The 15,884-nt window shown below is 72.4% G+C and carries 16 protein-coding genes; 6 read left to right on the top strand and 10 right to left on the bottom strand.

The features are described 5' to 3' along the window. Positions 1 to 25: 25 nt before the first annotated feature. Entirely contained in the window at positions 26 to 649 is a 624-nt protein-coding gene (locus ACIRB7_RS24700; RefSeq protein ID WP_403602551.1) for a hypothetical protein, read from the top strand. Here ACIRB7_RS24700 and ACIRB7_RS24695 read toward each other — a convergent pair. The 3 genes from ACIRB7_RS24695 to ACIRB7_RS24685 are packed head-to-tail and all read right to left on the bottom strand — an operon-like array spanning position 636 to position 3,001. After that, positions 636 to 1,421, bottom strand: a complete 786-nt coding sequence (locus ACIRB7_RS24695) for an enoyl-CoA hydratase/isomerase family protein (protein WP_403602548.1) — start codon at positions 1,419 to 1,421, stop codon at positions 636 to 638. The two genes, ACIRB7_RS24700 and ACIRB7_RS24695, sit on opposite strands and share 14 nt — an antisense overlap. After that, positions 1,418 to 1,849 carry an OB-fold domain-containing protein gene (locus ACIRB7_RS24690; RefSeq protein WP_351216512.1) on the bottom strand — a complete coding sequence of 144 codons (432 nt, stop codon included), beginning with the start codon at positions 1,847 to 1,849 and terminating at the stop codon, positions 1,418 to 1,420. Before ACIRB7_RS24690 ends, ACIRB7_RS24695 begins: the two co-directional genes overlap by 4 nt. A gap of 9 nt (positions 1,850 to 1,858) precedes the next feature. Beyond that, positions 1,859 to 3,001 (bottom strand): lipid-transfer protein, encoded by a 1,143-nt coding sequence (locus ACIRB7_RS24685; protein ID WP_403602544.1) that lies wholly within the window; start codon positions 2,999 to 3,001, stop codon positions 1,859 to 1,861. A gap of 83 nt (positions 3,002 to 3,084) precedes the next feature. On the opposite strand from ACIRB7_RS24685, the gene ACIRB7_RS24680 reads away from it, so the two are divergent. Both ACIRB7_RS24680 and ACIRB7_RS24675 read left to right on the top strand, forming a co-directional pair. Next, complete coding sequence (locus ACIRB7_RS24680; RefSeq protein ID WP_403602542.1) at positions 3,085 to 4,635, top strand: FadD3 family acyl-CoA ligase; 1,551 nt, start codon at positions 3,085 to 3,087, stop codon at positions 4,633 to 4,635. A gap of 178 nt (positions 4,636 to 4,813) precedes the next feature. Further along, entirely contained in the window at positions 4,814 to 5,485 is a 672-nt protein-coding gene (locus ACIRB7_RS24675; RefSeq protein ID WP_403602539.1) for a hypothetical protein, read from the top strand. 77 nt (positions 5,486 to 5,562) lie between these two features. Here ACIRB7_RS24675 and ACIRB7_RS24670 read toward each other — a convergent pair whose 3' ends face one another. The 5 genes from ACIRB7_RS24670 to ACIRB7_RS24650 all read right to left on the bottom strand — a co-directional run bounded on the left by ACIRB7_RS24670 (position 5,563) and on the right by ACIRB7_RS24650 (position 11,675). Continuing rightward, complete coding sequence (locus ACIRB7_RS24670) at positions 5,563 to 6,282, bottom strand: SGNH/GDSL hydrolase family protein (protein WP_403602536.1); 720 nt, start codon at positions 6,280 to 6,282, stop codon at positions 5,563 to 5,565. Further along, a complete protein-coding gene (locus ACIRB7_RS24665; RefSeq protein WP_403602534.1) occupies positions 6,279 to 6,749 on the bottom strand; it encodes a cupin domain-containing protein in 471 nt (156 codons plus the stop codon). The genes ACIRB7_RS24670 and ACIRB7_RS24665 overlap by 4 nt, the downstream gene beginning before the upstream one ends. 82 nt (positions 6,750 to 6,831) lie before the next feature. Beyond that, positions 6,832 to 7,668: a helix-turn-helix domain-containing protein gene (locus ACIRB7_RS24660; RefSeq protein ID WP_403602531.1), complete on the bottom strand. Its 837-nt coding sequence runs from the start codon at positions 7,666 to 7,668 to the stop codon at positions 6,832 to 6,834. A 306-nt stretch (positions 7,669 to 7,974) separates the two neighbouring features. Continuing rightward, positions 7,975 to 8,217, bottom strand: coding sequence for a hypothetical protein (locus ACIRB7_RS24655; RefSeq protein ID WP_403602528.1), 243 nt, complete (start codon positions 8,215 to 8,217; stop codon positions 7,975 to 7,977). A 215-nt stretch (positions 8,218 to 8,432) separates the two neighbouring features. After that, positions 8,433 to 11,675 (bottom strand): BTAD domain-containing putative transcriptional regulator, encoded by a 3,243-nt coding sequence (locus tag ACIRB7_RS24650; protein WP_403602525.1) that lies wholly within the window; start codon positions 11,673 to 11,675, stop codon positions 8,433 to 8,435. A gap of 281 nt (positions 11,676 to 11,956) precedes the next feature. Here ACIRB7_RS24650 and ACIRB7_RS24645 point away from each other — a divergent pair, with 281 nt between their 5' ends. Further along, the gene (locus ACIRB7_RS24645) at positions 11,957 to 13,174 is read left to right on the top strand and encodes an amidohydrolase family protein (RefSeq protein WP_403602522.1); all 1,218 of its coding nucleotides are present in this window, start codon (positions 11,957 to 11,959) and stop codon (positions 13,172 to 13,174) included. 54 nt (positions 13,175 to 13,228) lie between these two features. On the opposite strand, the gene ACIRB7_RS24640 is transcribed toward ACIRB7_RS24645, so the two are convergent. Next, the gene (locus ACIRB7_RS24640) at positions 13,229 to 13,639 is read right to left on the bottom strand and encodes a PIN domain-containing protein (RefSeq protein ID WP_403602519.1); all 411 of its coding nucleotides are present in this window, start codon (positions 13,637 to 13,639) and stop codon (positions 13,229 to 13,231) included. Continuing rightward, positions 13,636 to 13,857, bottom strand: a complete 222-nt coding sequence (locus ACIRB7_RS24635; RefSeq protein ID WP_403602517.1) for a type II toxin-antitoxin system VapB family antitoxin — start codon at positions 13,855 to 13,857, stop codon at positions 13,636 to 13,638. Before ACIRB7_RS24635 ends, ACIRB7_RS24640 begins: the two co-directional genes overlap by 4 nt. A gap of 195 nt (positions 13,858 to 14,052) precedes the next feature. Between ACIRB7_RS24635 and ACIRB7_RS24630 the strand changes: the two genes are divergently transcribed. After that, complete coding sequence (locus tag ACIRB7_RS24630; RefSeq protein WP_403602514.1) at positions 14,053 to 14,970, top strand: LLM class F420-dependent oxidoreductase; 918 nt, start codon at positions 14,053 to 14,055, stop codon at positions 14,968 to 14,970. An 11-nt stretch (positions 14,971 to 14,981) separates the two neighbouring features. Beyond that, positions 14,982 to 15,779, top strand: coding sequence for an SDR family NAD(P)-dependent oxidoreductase (locus ACIRB7_RS24625; protein ID WP_403602511.1), 798 nt, complete (start codon positions 14,982 to 14,984; stop codon positions 15,777 to 15,779). Positions 15,780 to 15,884: the final 105 nt, after the last annotated feature.

Raw genomic sequence — 15,884 nt, 5'->3', positions numbered from 1 at the left:
CACGACAGAAGGGGCGGGAGCAGCGATGGTACGTACGCGCCTGAAGCTCGCGGCGACGCTCACGGTGGTGGTGCTCGCGCTGACCGGATTCCACACCGGCAAGGGCGGCAGCAGCGGCGGAAGCAGCAGTGGCGGCGGCAGCGGGAAGAGCAAGAGCCGCTCGGACGACGACGGCTCCGGCGGCGGCTGCTCCAGCGACGAGAAGAGCAACGACGACTACAGCGGCTCGGACGGCTCGGGCAGATCCGCCGCCGACGAGTACACGTACGACCCCACGCCGACCGCCTCTCCGACGGCGGACGTCCACGTCTCCGTCGTCGACTGTGTGAAGCCAGCGCAGAAGAAGCGCAAGGGCAAGCCGGCCCGCAAGGCGGACACCACGGCCACGGTGAGGATCACCTCGGACGCGTGGGAGGAGAAGACGTTCCGGGTCGTCGTGCGGTTCGAGGGGGCGGGTCACAAGGTGGTGGACGAGGCCGAGACGACGGTCACGGTCGAGCGCCGGGGGACGAAGACCTTCGAGGTGAAGATGGCGCACCCGGGGGCCGTCGACCGGGTGAGGGAGTGCATCGCCTTCGACGAGGGCGAGGTCCCGGGGGCCACCGCCTCGACCACGCCCTCCTCCACCCCTTCGCCTACCGCGTCCTGAACCCCGGCCCCCGCCGCCCGAACAGCTCCGCCTGCCGCTCCGGCGGCAGGTTTCCGAGGGCGACCAGGTGCGGCGCGTGGGCGAGCGCCTGGGCCCTGGCGGCCTCTTTCACCGACCACAGGGCCCGGACCGTGCCCTGCACCGCCTCGGTCGGGTACGAGGCGATGACGGCGGCGGCCTCGCGGGCGGCGGTCAGCGCCCCGCCGGGCTCCGTCACCTCGCTGACCAGCCCCGTCTCGTACGCCCGCCGGGCCGAGATCCGTTCCGCGCTGCCCATCAGCGCCATCCGGGCGATCTCCCCGTAGGGCATCCGCTGCGCCATGTGGACGGTCTCGAAGGCGCTGACCATCCCGTAGGTGGTGTGCGGGTCGAAGAAGGTGGCGTCCTCGCCCGCGATCAGGAACTCGGACTCGCCGAGCAGGTAGAAGGCCCCGCCGCAGGCCATGCCCTCGACGGCGGCGATCACCGGCTTCCACAGGTCGTTCGCCTTGGGGCCGATCGTGAGGAGGGGGTCGTCGATCGTGTACGGGGAGGAGGGCTGGGGGGTGTCCCCCACGGCGGCCCGGTCGATCCCGGTGCAGAAGGCCCGCCCCCCGGCGCCGGTGACGACGATCGCGCGGACCTCGTCCTCGTACCGGAACGCCCGCCAGACGGCGCCGAGTTCACGGGCCATCGCCGGTGTGAGCGCGTTGTGTTTCTCCGGTCGGTCGAGGGTGACGACCGCGACGCCGGTCTCCTTGTCGCGGTCGACCGTGATGCCGGGGGCGCTCATCCGCGCTCCAGGAGCCAGCGGGGGACGGCGAGGCCGTCGAGCTCGGTGAACGCGACCTTCACCGGGGCGCCGATGCGCAGCCGCCCCGGGTCGACCGAGTTCAGGGGCGCGTCGGGGGCGGCGACGACGTTACCGACGAGGCGGATGCGGGGGGCGTCGGCGAGTTCGACGAGCACCGCGTTGTACGGGGCCTGGGCGGCGTACTCGGGCAGGAGCGGCGGGTGGGGCAGGACGTACGACCAGATCCGGCCGCGTCCGGACATGAGCCGCCACTCGCTGTCGAAGGAGCGGCAGTGCGGGCAGCAGGGGCGGGGCGGGAAGCGGAGCTCGCCGCAGTCGGGGGCCGCGCAGGCCTGGACGCGCAGCTCGCCCCGGGCGGTGTACTCCCAGAAGGGGGCGCCGTCGGTGTCGGTGACGGGGGTCAGCATCTCGACTCCTCAGTTCCTGAGCAGGATCGCGGAGGTGGGGACGCCCTCGCCGGCCGTGACGAGGCAGGTGGCGGCGTCGGGGACTTGGGCGGTGGAGGTGCCGCGGAGCTGCTTCACGCCCTCGGTGATGAGGTTGAAGCCGTGGACGTACGCCTCCGAGAGCCCGCCGCCGCCGGTGTTGAGGGGCAGCCGGCCGCCGATCTCCAGGGCGCCGCCCTCGGTGAAGGCGGCGCCCTCGCCGCGCTCGCAGAAGCCGTAGCCCTCCAGGGAGAGCGGGACGAGGGGGGTGAAGGCGTCGTAGATCTGGGCGACGTCGACGTCCTGGGGGCCGAAGTCGGCGTGCTTCCAGAGGTGGCGGGCGGCCGTCCAGGCGGGTCCTGACAGGGGGTCGTCGTTCCAGTAGTTGACCATGCCGTGGTGCTGGGCGGGCAGGCCCTGGGCGGCGGAGTGGACGTACACCGGCTTCCGGCGGCAGTCGCGGGCCCGCTCGGCGCTCACGATCACGCACGCCAGCGCCCCGTCCGTCTCCAGGCAGTTGTCGAAGAGGCAGAGGGGTTCGCTGATCCAGCGGGCGGTCATGTACATCTCGCGGGTCAGCGGGCGCTCGTACATGATCGCGTCGGGGTTCTGGTTGGCACGGTTGCGGCAGGCGAGGGCGACGTTGAAGAGGTGGTCGCGGGTGGCGCCGTACTCGTGCATGTAGCGGCGGGCGAGCATGCCGATCTCGTCGGCGGGGCGGAGCAGGCCGAAGGGCCGGGTCCACTGGCCGGGGGTGGGCAGCTGGACGGCGGTGTTCTTCCAGGGGCGCGGTCCGCTGCCCCGCTTCCGCGACCGCCAGGCGACGCCGACGCTCGCCTGACCGGTGGCGACGGCGGCGGCGAGGTGGCCGACGGTCGCGCAGGAGCCGCCGCCGCCGTAGCCGACCTTGGAGAAGAAGGTGACGTCGCCGGCGCCGATGGCCTTGGCGACCTCGACCTCGTCGGTCTCCTCCATCGTGTACGAGGCGAAGCCGTCGACCTCGGACGGATCGATCCCCGCGTCGTCGAGGGCGGCGAGGATCGCCCGGCAGGCGAGGGCCTTCTCGGTCTCGGGGAGCTGTTTCGCGAAAGCGGTCTGCCCGATCCCGACGATGGCGGTGGCGTCCTTGAGCACGGAACCTCCCGATGCGACAGCACTGCTGACAGCGCGTCAGGTTACAACTAATCTGACGAACAGTCAGCTACAGGAGGTGGGGTATGCGCGGCGACCTGGAGTGGGGCACGATCCCCGGTCTCGTACGGGCGGCGGCCGAGCGGTACGGCGCGCGGGAGGCCGTCGTCGACGGCCGGACCCGCGTGAGCTACGGCGAACTCGGCGCACGCGTCGAGCGGGCCGCCGCCGCCTGCCTCGCCACCGGCGTCCGGGCCGGCGACCGGGTGGCGGTCTGGGCCCCCAACACCCTCGACTGGATCGTCTCCGCGCTCGGCGCGGTCACCGCCGGCGCCGTCCTCGTCCCCCTGAACACCCGCTTCAAGGGCACCGAGGCCGCCCACGTCCTCCAGCGCTCCCGGGCCCGGCTGCTCTTCGTCACCGGCACCTTCCTCGGCACCTCGTACGTGGCCTCCCTGCGCCGCTGCGGAGTGGCGCTGCCGCACCTGGAGCGGGTCGTGGTCCTCGGCGACACCGCCCCGGACGACGCGGGCTGGACGACCTGGAAGGCCTTCCTCGCGGAGGGCGACACGGTCCCGGCGGCCCGGGTCCGCGCCCGGGCCGAGGGAATCGACCCCGGCGCGCCCTCCGACATCATCTACACCTCCGGCACCACCGGCCGCCCCAAGGGCGCGGTCATCAGCCACGCCCAGAGCCTGCGCTGCTACGCGGTCTGGTCCGAGCTCGCGGGCCTCCGGGAGGGCGACCGCTATCTCGTCGTCAACCCCTTCTTCCACACCTTCGGCTACAAGGCCGGGATCCTCGCCTGCCTGATGCGGGGCGCGGTGATCGTCCCCCAGTCCGTCTTCACGGTCGACACGGTCCTCGCCAACATCGCCGCCGAACGCATCACGGTCCTGCCCGGCCCGCCCACCCTCCACCAGTCGCTCCTGGACCACCCCGCCCGCCCGGCCCACGACCTCACCTCCCTCCGCCTCGTCGTGACGGGCGCGGCAGTCGTCCCCCTCCGGCTCGTCGAACGCCTCCGCGCCGACCTGGGCGTCGGCACGGTCCTCACCGCGTACGGCCTCTCCGAGGCGAGCGGCATCGTCACCATGTGCCGCCGCGACGACCCGGACGAGACCGTCGCCATGACGTCGGGCCGCCCGATCCCCGGCACCGAGGTCCGTCTCTCCCCGACCGGTGAGGTCCTGGTCAGGGGCCACCACGTGATGAGCGGCTACTTCGAGGACGAGGAGGCGACGGCGGCGGCGATCGACGAGGACGGCTGGCTCCGCACGGGGGACGTCGGCGTCCTCGACGAGGCCGGCAACCTGCGCATCACCGACCGGCTCAAGGACATGTTCATCGTGGGCGGCTTCAACGCCTACCCGGCCGAGATCGAGCAACTCCTCGGCCTCCACCCCGACATCGCGGACGTGGCCGTGATCGGCGTCCCCGACGCGAGACTGGGGGAGGTGGGCAAGGCCTTCGCGGTACGGCGACCGGGGGCGAGGGTCACGGCGGACGACCTGATCGCCTGGTCGCGGCGGGAGATGGCGAACTACAAGGTGCCGAGACAGGTCGAGTTCGTGGACGAACTGCCGAGAAACGCGAGCGGGAAGGTGGTGAAGGGGGTGTTGAGGGAGGGGAGGTAGGTGGGGGGCGTCCAAGGAGGGGGTGCCGGAATCGCTGACCGCGCCTCCCGCGCCTCCCGTGCTTCGCGCGCCCCGCGCGCCCCGCGCGGCCGGTGCGCAACCAACTCCCTCCGTGTACACGTCATATGGTCAGTCCCGCACCTCTACCTCCCACCCCTCCCCTCCTCAGGAGCAGCCGGTGTCGACGCAAGAGATTCCCCTGACCCTCACCCCTCAGCAGGCCGCTCAGGGCGTGATCCTCACCGTCCAGCTGCCGTCCGGCCCCGCTCACATCACCGTCCGCCCCTGCCGCCACGGCGAGCTCGTCGCGGCCCGGTTCGGCGAGGGCACCGTGTATCTGCGCATCACGGTCGCCGGTGCGGCGCAGCCCGCCAAGAAGTCCGGGATCCTCGGCTGTCTGGTGCCCCTCTTCGTCATCGGCGCGATCATCGGAGGCATATCCCTCCTGAGCGACGGCGAGGACAGCACGGCCGGCTCCAAGGGCCCGGGCCCGGTGGTGGTGCCGACCTTCTCGTTCGAGCCGCCGCCCGTCCTCGGCGACCCCACGGCCACGGCGACGGCCACCCCCACCGAGGAGGAGCCCGACCCCTACGACAAGGGCACCTGCCTCAACGGCTCCCTCCCCGACTCGACGACCGCGCAGACCGTCGACGACGTCGAGGAGGTCCCCTGCTCGGCGGCCGACGCCCACTACAAGGTGATCCAGACCTTCCCCTTCACCTCCGACATGGACAACTGCAACTCCAACCCCAAGACGCAGTACGCCTTCTCGCACCGCTACACGATGAACGGCTCCGTCGTCAGCGAGTACGTGTACTGCCTGATCGGCCTCGGCTCCTACGCCCGCTGACCCGCCCGCGCGAGCGCCCGGATCGGACGCCGCCTCCGTGCGGTGGACGGCGTCCGGCCGGCCGGGCGCCGGAACGGCTACGCGCTCCGGGTCAGCAGACCGGCGTCGATGACCTCGGCGATGAGGCCGGCGCCGCGGCTGTTCTGGTGGATGTGGTCGGTCGTGAGCACGAGACCTCGGCGCCGCGAGATCGTGTCGAGGCTGCGGCGCAGTACCGCGTGCTGGGCGAGGACGCCGACGACTGCTGCGGGCGTCACCTCCCGGTACGGAATCGGCGGCGGGTCCGCTCGGCGCAGTTCCTCGATCTGGCGTTCGTGGAGCGGAAGGTAGGCCACCCCGTCGGTGGCGGCGACCTCGGCGATCATCCGGCTGTACGCCTGCGATGCCTGTGCCGCCGCTCCGTCGAGTTGTTGGCCGAGTACCGGTAGCGACAGCAGACCGATCGTCGCGTCGGTCTCCGCCCGCAGCCGCGTGACGACAGCTCCCAGACACTGTTGGAACCAGTCGGCCGACGGGCGATCGGGAAGCTGTTTGCGCTTCATGGCCTGCTCGACGGGGTAGCCGGCGAGGCTCGCTCGGGCGTCGTTGGTTCCGATCAACACGGTGATCACATCGGGCGGGTCCGTGATGACGGCATCGAGGCGCTGCAAGAGGTTGTGTGCGAAGTCGCCGTTGGCGCCGAAGCGGGCGAGCCGCACGTCACCGGGAGGGTGGCGTCGTCCGAGAAGATCCAGGTAGTCGACGCTGAACTGCGCGCGGGTGATGCTGTCGCCGAGGCACGCGACGCGTGTCGTCACGGCGCTTCCTCCGGGCCGGTCGTGCCGTCACGTTCGGTCGGGCAGGTGTCGGTCCGAGGACGGTGGTCGGTGCCGAGGCCCGCGGTGATGGACAGGAGGGACGTCGGCCCCTCCATGTCGACCACGTGCCATACCCCGGCCGGGTTGATGGTGGCCTCGCCCGGCCCGAGCAGAACGCGGTCGGGCACCCCGTCCACGTCGCGGGTGACCGTCACCGACCCGCTGAGGCAGACGACCAGTTCGTCGCCCGCGGGGTGGCTCTCCCAGTGGTCGCCGGGGCCGTCGCCTTCGAAGATCATCACCATCCGGCCCTCCGCGCCGTCCGCCGCGACCGCGGCGCTGTAGGCCCGGAGCACCTCCGGGTCCCAGGCGAAGCCCTCGACGGGTTTCGCTCGCGATCCCAGTCCGAGGTGCACGGGGGTGGTCCGCAGGTCCATGGCGTTGCGTTCGTGGTTGACGAGTCTCATGCCGACGATCGTCCACGACAGTGATCGGGCGGTCTTGAAGGAAAGGGAAGAGAAGCCGACGCGACGGGCAGGCGGTCGGCGGCTACCCGGCTCCGAGGAGGACTTCGCCGCGACGCCAGGCCGTCGGCGACCGGCCGGTGAACTCACGCCAGTCCCGCACGAGATGGGCCTGGTCGGCGTAGCCGGAGACGGTCGCCACATCGGCCCACGGGAGCGGGTCCCGCGTCGCCGCCAGTTCGTGCGCGTGCTCGAAGCGCAGGACTCGGGCGAAGGTCTTCGGCGACAGGCCCACCTCACCGCGAAACCGCTCGGTGAGGTACCGGCGGCTCCAGCCGAGTTCCGCGGCGACCGCACCGACCTGGACGCGACCCCGTGCGGCGACGAGGCGGCGCCACGCCTCGGCCACCTCGGGGCGTACCCGGCGCACAGGGTCGTCGCGGGCGCCACGGTCGACGGCTCGGAGGAGCACTTCGTCCAGCGCGGTGAACCGCGCCGCCCATGTCGTCGCCGATCGGAGCCGGTCGACCAGCTCGACGGCAAGCGTTCCGAGAAGCTCGTCGAGCGGGACCAGCCGGTGGGCGAGCTCGGCGGCGGGCGTGCCGTAGACGGCCCGGGCCCCGAGCGGTGTCAGTGATACCTGCACACCGTGCTGGCGCCCGTCGTGGTGGATCGCGACGGACCGGCGCATCAGGCCGCCGGCCAGGCTGCTGAAGCGGGTGACCGGTGAACCGTCGTCAACGCCCGCCGCCACCTCCAAAGGATCCGACAGGCTGATCACCGCGGTGAGCGCGCGGCTCGGCGGGCCGCAGTGCACCCCCGCCGGGAGCCCGCGGAGGTCGAAGCCGACATACGAGTCGACGTACTGCCGTAAGGCGGGCGCCGGACGTGCACCGATCCCGGTGGCCGTGTGGTCCTCCATTGTCGTCAGTGTACGAGCCGTCCGGTCCGGCAAGACCACCTTCCAAGGACCGGTCACCGCCGTTCGCGGCTGATGACACGGTTCTATACCGCCACCCCAACACGTAGGAGGGACCGGGCAGTTGCCCGGCCCCTCCTACGTGCGGTGGTCCGATCGCGTTGCGCACGGGCGCTGCCCGGACGGCTCCCCCCTGGTGCCGTCGGGTGTCCCCCGAACCCGTGTGCTCCCCCGTCGACCGGACCTCCCTGGTCGGCCCCGGCGGCTCCCCCGAAGTCGCCGCCGCGGCCGTTCCCCGTCGGGAGTGGTCTACTTGGCCGGCTCCGTCGTGGCGTGCATGTCCATCGTGGTGATGGACTCCTCGTGGCCGCCGGTGATCTTCTCGGTGATCGCGTCGACCGCGGGCTCCGAGGTGGCGTGCATGTCCTTGGTGGTGATGGTCGCCTCCTTGCCGCCGGTGATCTTCTCGGTGATCGCGCCGACCGCCGGCTCGGAGGTGGCGTGCATGTCCTTGGTGGTGATGAGCGGGTCCTGCTTGTTCGGGTCGGTCATGCTCGTCAACTCCTGCGTGTGATGTCCGAGATGTGAGGAGATTCGTCCAGTCGTTCCCCCGTGGACGGCTGGACGAATCTCCGGGGCCGGTCACCCTAGTCCCCCCGGGGTGTGGCCCTCATCGGCGACCCGTCTGCCCCCCGACGCGGCGGATCGTCATGTGGCAGAGCATGCCGGGCGGCGATAAACGAACGATGAACGTACTGGCCACCGGCCTATGCGGCCGTCGCGGGGGCCAGCAGCGCGCGGACGTCCGCGGCCTCCGGCGCCCCGAGCTCCTCGAAGATGCCGAGGGCCTCCCGCCAGCAGACCAGCGCCCGGCCGCTCTGGCCGATGCCGAAGAGGGCCCGCCCGAGCACGGTGAGGACGTTGCCCCGACGCCACTCGCCCCCGATGCCCCGGAGCACCGTGAGGGCCATCTCGGCGTTCGACGCCGCCTGGGCGTGACGCCGGGCCGCGAGGTCGACCTCGGAAAGACGGAAGTAGGTCATGCCCTCCCACAGCCGCTGTCTGCTGTCGGCGAAGACGGCCAGCGCCTCACGGAGCCGGTCGCCGGCCGCGGTGAGCTGGTTGTCCTGGGTGAGCGCCAGGCCGAGGGCGTACCGCCCGTTGGCGCCCCGCAGCGTGTGTCCCATCGAGTCGTAGATCTCCGTGCCCTGCCGGGCGAGAGCGATCGCGCTCGACGTACGACCCGTGGCCAGGTGGATGCGCGACAGGTTGCAGAGGGCGCTCGCCTCGCCCGGCTCGTCCCCGATGCCCCGGAACCGCTCGATCGCCGAGGTGAGGTACTGCTCGCCCTCCGCGAAGCGGTTCTGGTAGAGGGCGATGATGCCCCTGGCGTTGGCGGACCAGCAGGCCGGGACCGGATCGTCGGCCCGATCGGCGTGGGGCAGGGCGAGTTCGGCGTCGCGGTCCGCCTCCTCGAAGCGGCCCGCCGTGTGGTGGACGCCCGCCAGTACCGTGAACGCCCGTCCTTCGGCCCTGTCGTCGCCGTGGGCGTGGGCGGCGTCGCGTACGACCGCCCCCGTCGCCTCGAACTCCTTGGAGTTCGCCCCGGACTCGCCGAGGTCCAGCGACGCCCACAGCAGGTCCACCGCCCTGCGCAGGGTCGTCGGGGACGCGGCGGACTGGCGGACGGTGGCCAGGAGGCAGTTCGCCTCGGCGTAGAGCCAGTCCTGGGCCTCGTGGCGGTCCGTGAAGGTCAGGCCCTCGTAGCCCGTCGGCTCCAGGTGGTCCACCAGGCGGTCGCCGGGGCGTTCGATCGCGTAGACGCGCGCCGCCGTCGACAGGTAGAAGTCGAGGAGCCGGGAGAGCGCCGCCTCCTTCTCCGACGGGGGCTGTTCGTCGCGGTCCGCGCACGCACGCGCGTAGAGGCGGACCAGGTCGTGGTACCGGTAGCGGCCCGGCGCCGCCGACTCCACCAGCGACGTGTCGACCAGGGCCTCCAGGAGGTCCTCCGTGTCCCAGAGCGGGAGGTCGAGGACGGCGGCCGCCGCCGCCAGGGAGATGTCCGGGCCGTCGGCGAGGCCGAGGAGCCGGAACGCGCGCGCCTGGGCCGGTTCCAGCTGGCCGTAGCCGAGTTCGAAGGTCGCCTTGACCGCGAGGTCGCCGGCCTGGAGCTCGTCCAGGCGACGGCGTTCGTCGGCCAGCTTCGCCGCCAGGACGGAGACCGTCCACGTCCGGCGGGCCGCCAGGCGGGAGGCCGCGATACGGATCGCCAGCGGCAGGAAGCCACAGGCCGCGACCACGTCCAGGGCCGCCTCCCGCTCCGCCTGTACGCGCTCCTCGCCGACGATCCTCGTGAAGAGCTGGAGCGCCTCCTCGGGGGACATCACGTCCAGGTCCACCAGGTGCGCCCCCGCCAGGTCCACCATCCGGATCCGGCTCGTCACCAGGGCCGCGCAGCCCGCCGTGCCGGGGAGCAGCGGGCGGATCTGGGCGGCGTCCCGGGCGTTGTCCAGGAGGACGAGGACCCGGCGGCCGTCGAGCGTCGAGCGGTACAGCGCCGCCCGGTCGTCGAGCGAGTCCGGGATGGCGGAGTCCGGGGTGCCGAGCGCGCGGAGGAACGAACCGAGGACCGTCTCCGGCGCCGCGGCGCGCGAACCCGCCCCCTGGAGGTCCACGTACAGCTGGCCGTCCGGGAAGTGCGGCCTCGCCTCGTGGGCCAGGTGCACGGCCAGTGTCGTCTTGCCGACGCCCCCGATGCCCGCGAGCGCCGACACCGCCATGACATGGCCCTCGGCGGCGGCGAGCCGGGCGCCGAGTTCCCGTACGAACGAGCCCCGTCCCGTGAAGTCGGGCACGGTCGCCGGGAGTTGGGCCGGGCGTGCGACGGGCGCCGCCGCCGGGGCCGCCTCCTCGACCGGGCGGGCGAGTTCGGCGTCGGCCTGGAGGATGCGCTGCTGGAGCCGGGAGAGCTCAGGTGTCGGATCGACGCCCAGCTCGTCGGCGAGGAGCCGGCGGGTGTCGGCGTACACGGCGAGCGCCTCCGCCTGCCGCCCGCTGCGGTAGAGCGCCAGCATGAGCAGCTCGCGGAGCCGCTCGCGCAGCGGCTGCGCGGCGGTCAGCGCGGTCAGCTCGGAGACGGCCTCGGCGTGCGCGCCGACCTCCAGGTCGATGTCGAGCCGGGTCTCCAGGAGGCTGAGCCGCCACTCCTCCAGGCGGGTCCGCTGGGTCTCGGCGTACGGGCCGGGTACGGAGGCCAGCACCTCGCCGTCCCACAGGTCGAGGGCCTGGGCGAGCCGGTCGCGGGCGCCCGCGCGGTCCCCGGCGGACCGCAGCTGCTCGGCCTTGGCGGCGAGTTCCTGCGCGGTGGTGACGTCGAGGGCGGCGGTGGCCGTCCGCAGGGCGTAGCCGCCGGACTCGCTGACGAGGACCTCGGGGTCCAGGGCCTTGCGGAGCCGGGAGGCGTACGTCCGTACGGCCGCGAGGGCCCGCGAGGGCGACTCCTCGCCCCAGAGCGCGTCGATCAGCTCGGACGCGGTGGCGGTACGCCCACCCCGCAGGAGCAGGGCGGCGAGCAGGGCCCGCTGCTGCGGCGACCCGGTGGGCACGGGCTCCCCGTCCCGCCAGGCCCGCACGGGCCCGAGCACGGCGAAACGCAGGCCTTGGGTGGGGGTGGTGGGGCTGGAGGGGCTGGTGTGGGTGGCGGTGCCGGGGCTGGTGCCTGTGGTCGCGGTGGCAGTGGTGCCGGTGCCGGGGTCACCGGCGGTGCCAGTACCAGCTACCGCGCCGCTGCCGGCGCCAGAGTCGCCGCCGGTGCCTCCGTCGGCGCCGAGTCCTGCGCCGGAGCCCGTGTTCGCTGCGGCCCCCGCGCCTACGCCCCCGTCGCCGCGCGCGCCCGCGCCCCGGCTCATCTCCGTACCCGTACCCGTACCCGCGCCCGCGCCGGAGTCGGCACCCGCGTCCGTCTTCGGTGTCCGCTGCACCGGAACTCGCGGCCCGTTCTCACGGTCCATCGCTCCCCCTGCCCGTACCGCTGGTTTCGCCCAGGACAGTCTGCCTTGTCCGGAGGGAGTCCGTCAGCATCGGGTCGATCGCACTACAGCCCGTCACAGCACCCCCATACAGCCGCCGCATCCCGCACGCACCGCCGCCCGAGCCGCCCCGTACCGCCGCCCGAGCCGCTGCCTCGTACCGCCGCCGGCGCCGCGTACGAACGAGACCCGCTCACCCACCCCACCTCCCATCTGCCGCACGATAGCTGACGCATCGTCAGATCAGCGCTACCGTGAAACCCATGGAGACCTTCCCGAAGATCATCTCGGTGGACGACCACACCGTGGAGCCCCCGCACGTCTGGCGGGACCGGCTCCCGTCCCGCTTCCGCGACACCGGCCCCCGGATCGTCCGGGCGCCCCTCAGGGAAATGACCTTCCTCGGCGGCAAGTTCGCCCCGGTCATGGGTGCCAAGGGTGACGACGGACCCATAGGCGACTGGTGGGTCTACGAGGACCTGCACCGGCCCCTCACCCGGCTCGACACCGCCGTCGGCTACGACCGCGACGAGATCCGCCTCGAAGTCATCACGTTCGAGCAGATGCGGCCCGGCTCCCACTCCGTCCCCGACCGCCTCGCCGACATGGACGTCAACCACGTCCAGTCCGCGCTCTGCTTCCCCACCTTCCCCCGCTTCTGCGGGCAGACCTTCACCGAGGCGGGCGACCGCGAACTCGGGCTGCTCTGCGTCCGCGCGTACAACGACTGGATGGTGGAGGAGTGGTGCGGGCCCGAGGCCCACGGGCGGCTGATCCCGCTCACCCTCATCCCGCTCTGGGACCCGGAGCTCGCCGCCGCCGAGGTGCGCCGCAACGCCGCGCGAGGGGTCCGGGCCGTCGCCTTCTCCGAGATCCCGCCACACCTCGGGCTCCCCTCGGTGCACACGGACCACTGGGACCCCTTCTTCCGCGCCTGTGACGAGACCGGCACGGTCATCGCCATGCACATCGGCTCCTCCAGCCGGATGCCGTCCACCTCCGCCGACGCCCCGCCGGCCGTGGGCTCGACCATCACCTTCGCGAACTGCTGCTTCTCGATGGTCGACTGGCTGATGAGCGGCACGTTCGAGCGCTTCCCGAACCTGCGGATCATGTACGCGGAGGGGCAGATCGGCTGGATCCCGTACATCCTGGAGCGCGCGGACGTCGTCTGGGAGGAGAACCGGGGCTGGGGCGGGGTCGCGGAGAAGGTCCTGCGCCCGCCGTCCGAGCTCTTCGCCGGGCATGTCTTCGGCTGCTTCTTCGACGACGCCTTCGGGCTGCGCAACCTCGACGCCATCGGGGCGGGGAACGTCCTGTACGAGACGGACTACCCGCACTCGGACTCCACCTGGCCCAAGTCGCGGGAGGTCGGCGAGGCCCAGATGGGCCACCTGCCGCCGGACGTCGTCGAGCGGATCGTCCGCGGCAACGCGATCGACCTCCTCGGGCTGTCGCCGGAGGGCCTCTGGCGGCCGTGACGGGGGCCGGGCGCCCGGTCGAGCCCGGCCGCTGCCCGACGTCGAGCCCGGCTGCTACCCGACGTCGTGGACGCTGTGCTCGCTCAGGTCGGCCGCGTGCCGGGCGATGGTGCGGTAGTCGACGTCGTCATGGAGAACGGTCAGGCCGTGATGGGCCGCGGTGGCCGCGATCATCAGATCGACGGCCGAGGCGCTCCGGTGCTCCCCGGCCCTCGCCATCCGGTGCTGGACGGAACCGATCCAGCGTCCGGCGTTCTTCGGTACGGCCACGTCGGGGTAGAGGTCGGTGAACATCTCGGCGATCTCGTCGTACTCGCGGCTGTTCCGAGCGCTGTACAGGAACTCGGTGCGCTGCGGGTAGCAGGAGGCGATCGCCTCGGCGGCGATGGCGTCATGCCAGGCGGACTGGAGCTTGGGATCGCTGAGCAGCCGGACCAGGCCGGACGTGTCCAGGAGATAGATCACCGACTGTCCTTCTCGGCCTGATGGCGGCGCTCGGCGTCCTCGACCGCTCCCCACCGCGCGGCCCGCTCGAAGTGGCGACTGATGCGTGCGGCGCGGTCCTGCTGGTCGGCGTAGAACCGGAGGGCCAGATTGACGGCCTCTTTCTTGGTCCTGGCCTTGGACAGGGCCATGGCGCGCTGCAGTGCGTCATCGTCAATGTCGATCTGGGTCACGGCCATGCCGTACCTCCCGGCGCCTGATGTTGGCTATGTACAAAAAATTGTACTGCATCAACATTTCGGCTGCCTGTCGGTCCGCCCGGGGCCCGGCGCCCGACCGGGTCCATCCCCGCCCCACCCCTTGCCTCCTCGCCCGTCACCGGTGACGATGGGCCCCCTCGTCACATCTGACGTACCGTCAGTTAAGGGGACCCCATGGTCGTCTACGGGATGCAGCTGCCCGTCCAGTCGCAGTCCGCCCTCTACGCCGAGCCCTGGGAGGCGGGTGCCGGGCCCGGGGATCTGCTCGCCGTCGCACGGGCCGCCGAGGCGCACGGCTTCGACTACCTCGCGAGCTGCGACCACGTCGCCATCCCGCGCCGGCTCGCCGAGGCCATGAGCACCGTCTGGTACGACCCGGTCGCCACGCTCTCGTTCCTCGCCGCCGCCACCGAGCGGGTCCGGCTCCTCTCGCACGTCGCCGTCGTCGGGCTGCGCCACCCGCTCGTCACCGCCAAGGCGTACGCGACCCTCGACCACCTCTCCGGCGGCCGCCTCGTCCTCGGGGTCGGCGCCGGGCACGTACAGGAGGAGTTCGAGGCGCTCGGCGTGGACTTCGCGCGCCGGGGCGCCGTGCTCGACGAGACCGTCGACGCGCTGCGGGCGGCGCTCGGGCCCGAGGAGTACCCGGAGCACTCGGGGGAGCTGTTCACCTTCAAGGAGCTGGGCCAGCTGCCCCGGCCCGCGCAGGAGCGGGTCCCGCTCTGGGTCGGCGGCTCCTCCCCGGCCGCCGTGCGCCGGGCCGCGCTCAAGGGTGACGGCTGGCTGCCGCAGGGCGATCCGCGCGACCGGCTCGCCGAGCAGATCCGGCGGCTGCTGCGGCTCCGCGCGGACGCCGGGATCGCGGAGCCGATCACGGTGGGCGCGATCACCGAGCCGCTGTACGTCGGGACGCCCGGCTGGGGGGTCGGCCGCCGCACCCTGAGCGGCCGGCCGGAGGAGATCGCCGCCTCCCTGCGCGCGTACGGGGAGATGGGCGTGGACCAGATCCAGGTCCGGTTCCGTTCCCGGAGCCGTACCGAACTCATCGACCAGATGGCGGCCTTCGGTACGGAGGTCGCCCCCCACCTGTAGGGAGTACGGACATGGGCAAGCTCGACGGGCGGGTCGTCCTCGTCACCGGCGCGGCGCGCGGGCAGGGCGAGCAGGAGGCGCGGCTGTTCGCGGGGGAAGGGGCGAGGGTCGTGCTCGCGGACGTCCTCGACGGTCCCGGGGAGGCGCTGGCCAAGGAGCTGGGGGAGAGGGCCGGGCTGGGGGAGTCGGCGGGGTCGGGGGAGGAGCGGGCCGCGTACGTCCACCTGGACGTGACCAGGGAGGAGGACTGGGCGGCGGCCGTGGAGTTCGCCAAGGCGCGGTTCGGGAAGATCGACGGGCTCGTCAACAACGCGGGCATCCTCCGCTTCAACGAGCTGCTCTCCACGCCCCTGGAGGAGTTCCAGGCGATCGTCTCCGTCAACCAGACCGGCTGCTTCCTGGGCATCCGGACGGTCGCGCCCGAGATCGCGGCGGCCGGCGGCGGGACGATCGTCAACACCGCCTCGTACACCGGGCTCACCGGCATGGCCGGGGTCGGCGCCTACGCGGCCTCCAAGCACGCCGTCCTCGGGCTCACCCGCGTCGCCGCCTTGGAGCTGGCCGCGAAGGGGATCCGGGTGAACGCCCTCTGCCCGGGGGCGATCGACACCCCCATGAGCAACCCGGAGGGTGTGGACCCGGCGGCCACGGCCGAGCTGTACCGCACGCTCGTGCCGCTCGGGCGGATCGGGCGTCCGGAGGAGGTGGCGGCCCTCGCGCTCTTCCTGACCGGGGACGAGTCGGCGTACATCACGGGCCAGCCGTTCGTGATCGACGGCGGCTGGCTGGCCGGGGTCAGCCTTTTCTGACGCACCATCAGGTATTGACGCCCCTGTCGGGTGGTGCGACAGTCGGGCACATCGAGAATCTGACGGTACGTCAGAATTCATTGGGTGACGACGAGGACGGTGAAC

This window comes from Streptomyces sp. NPDC093795 (assembly GCF_044764665.1).
GTDB lineage: Bacteria > Actinomycetota > Actinomycetes > Streptomycetales > Streptomycetaceae > Streptomyces.
This window is presented reverse-complemented; position numbering and strand designations above follow the sequence as displayed.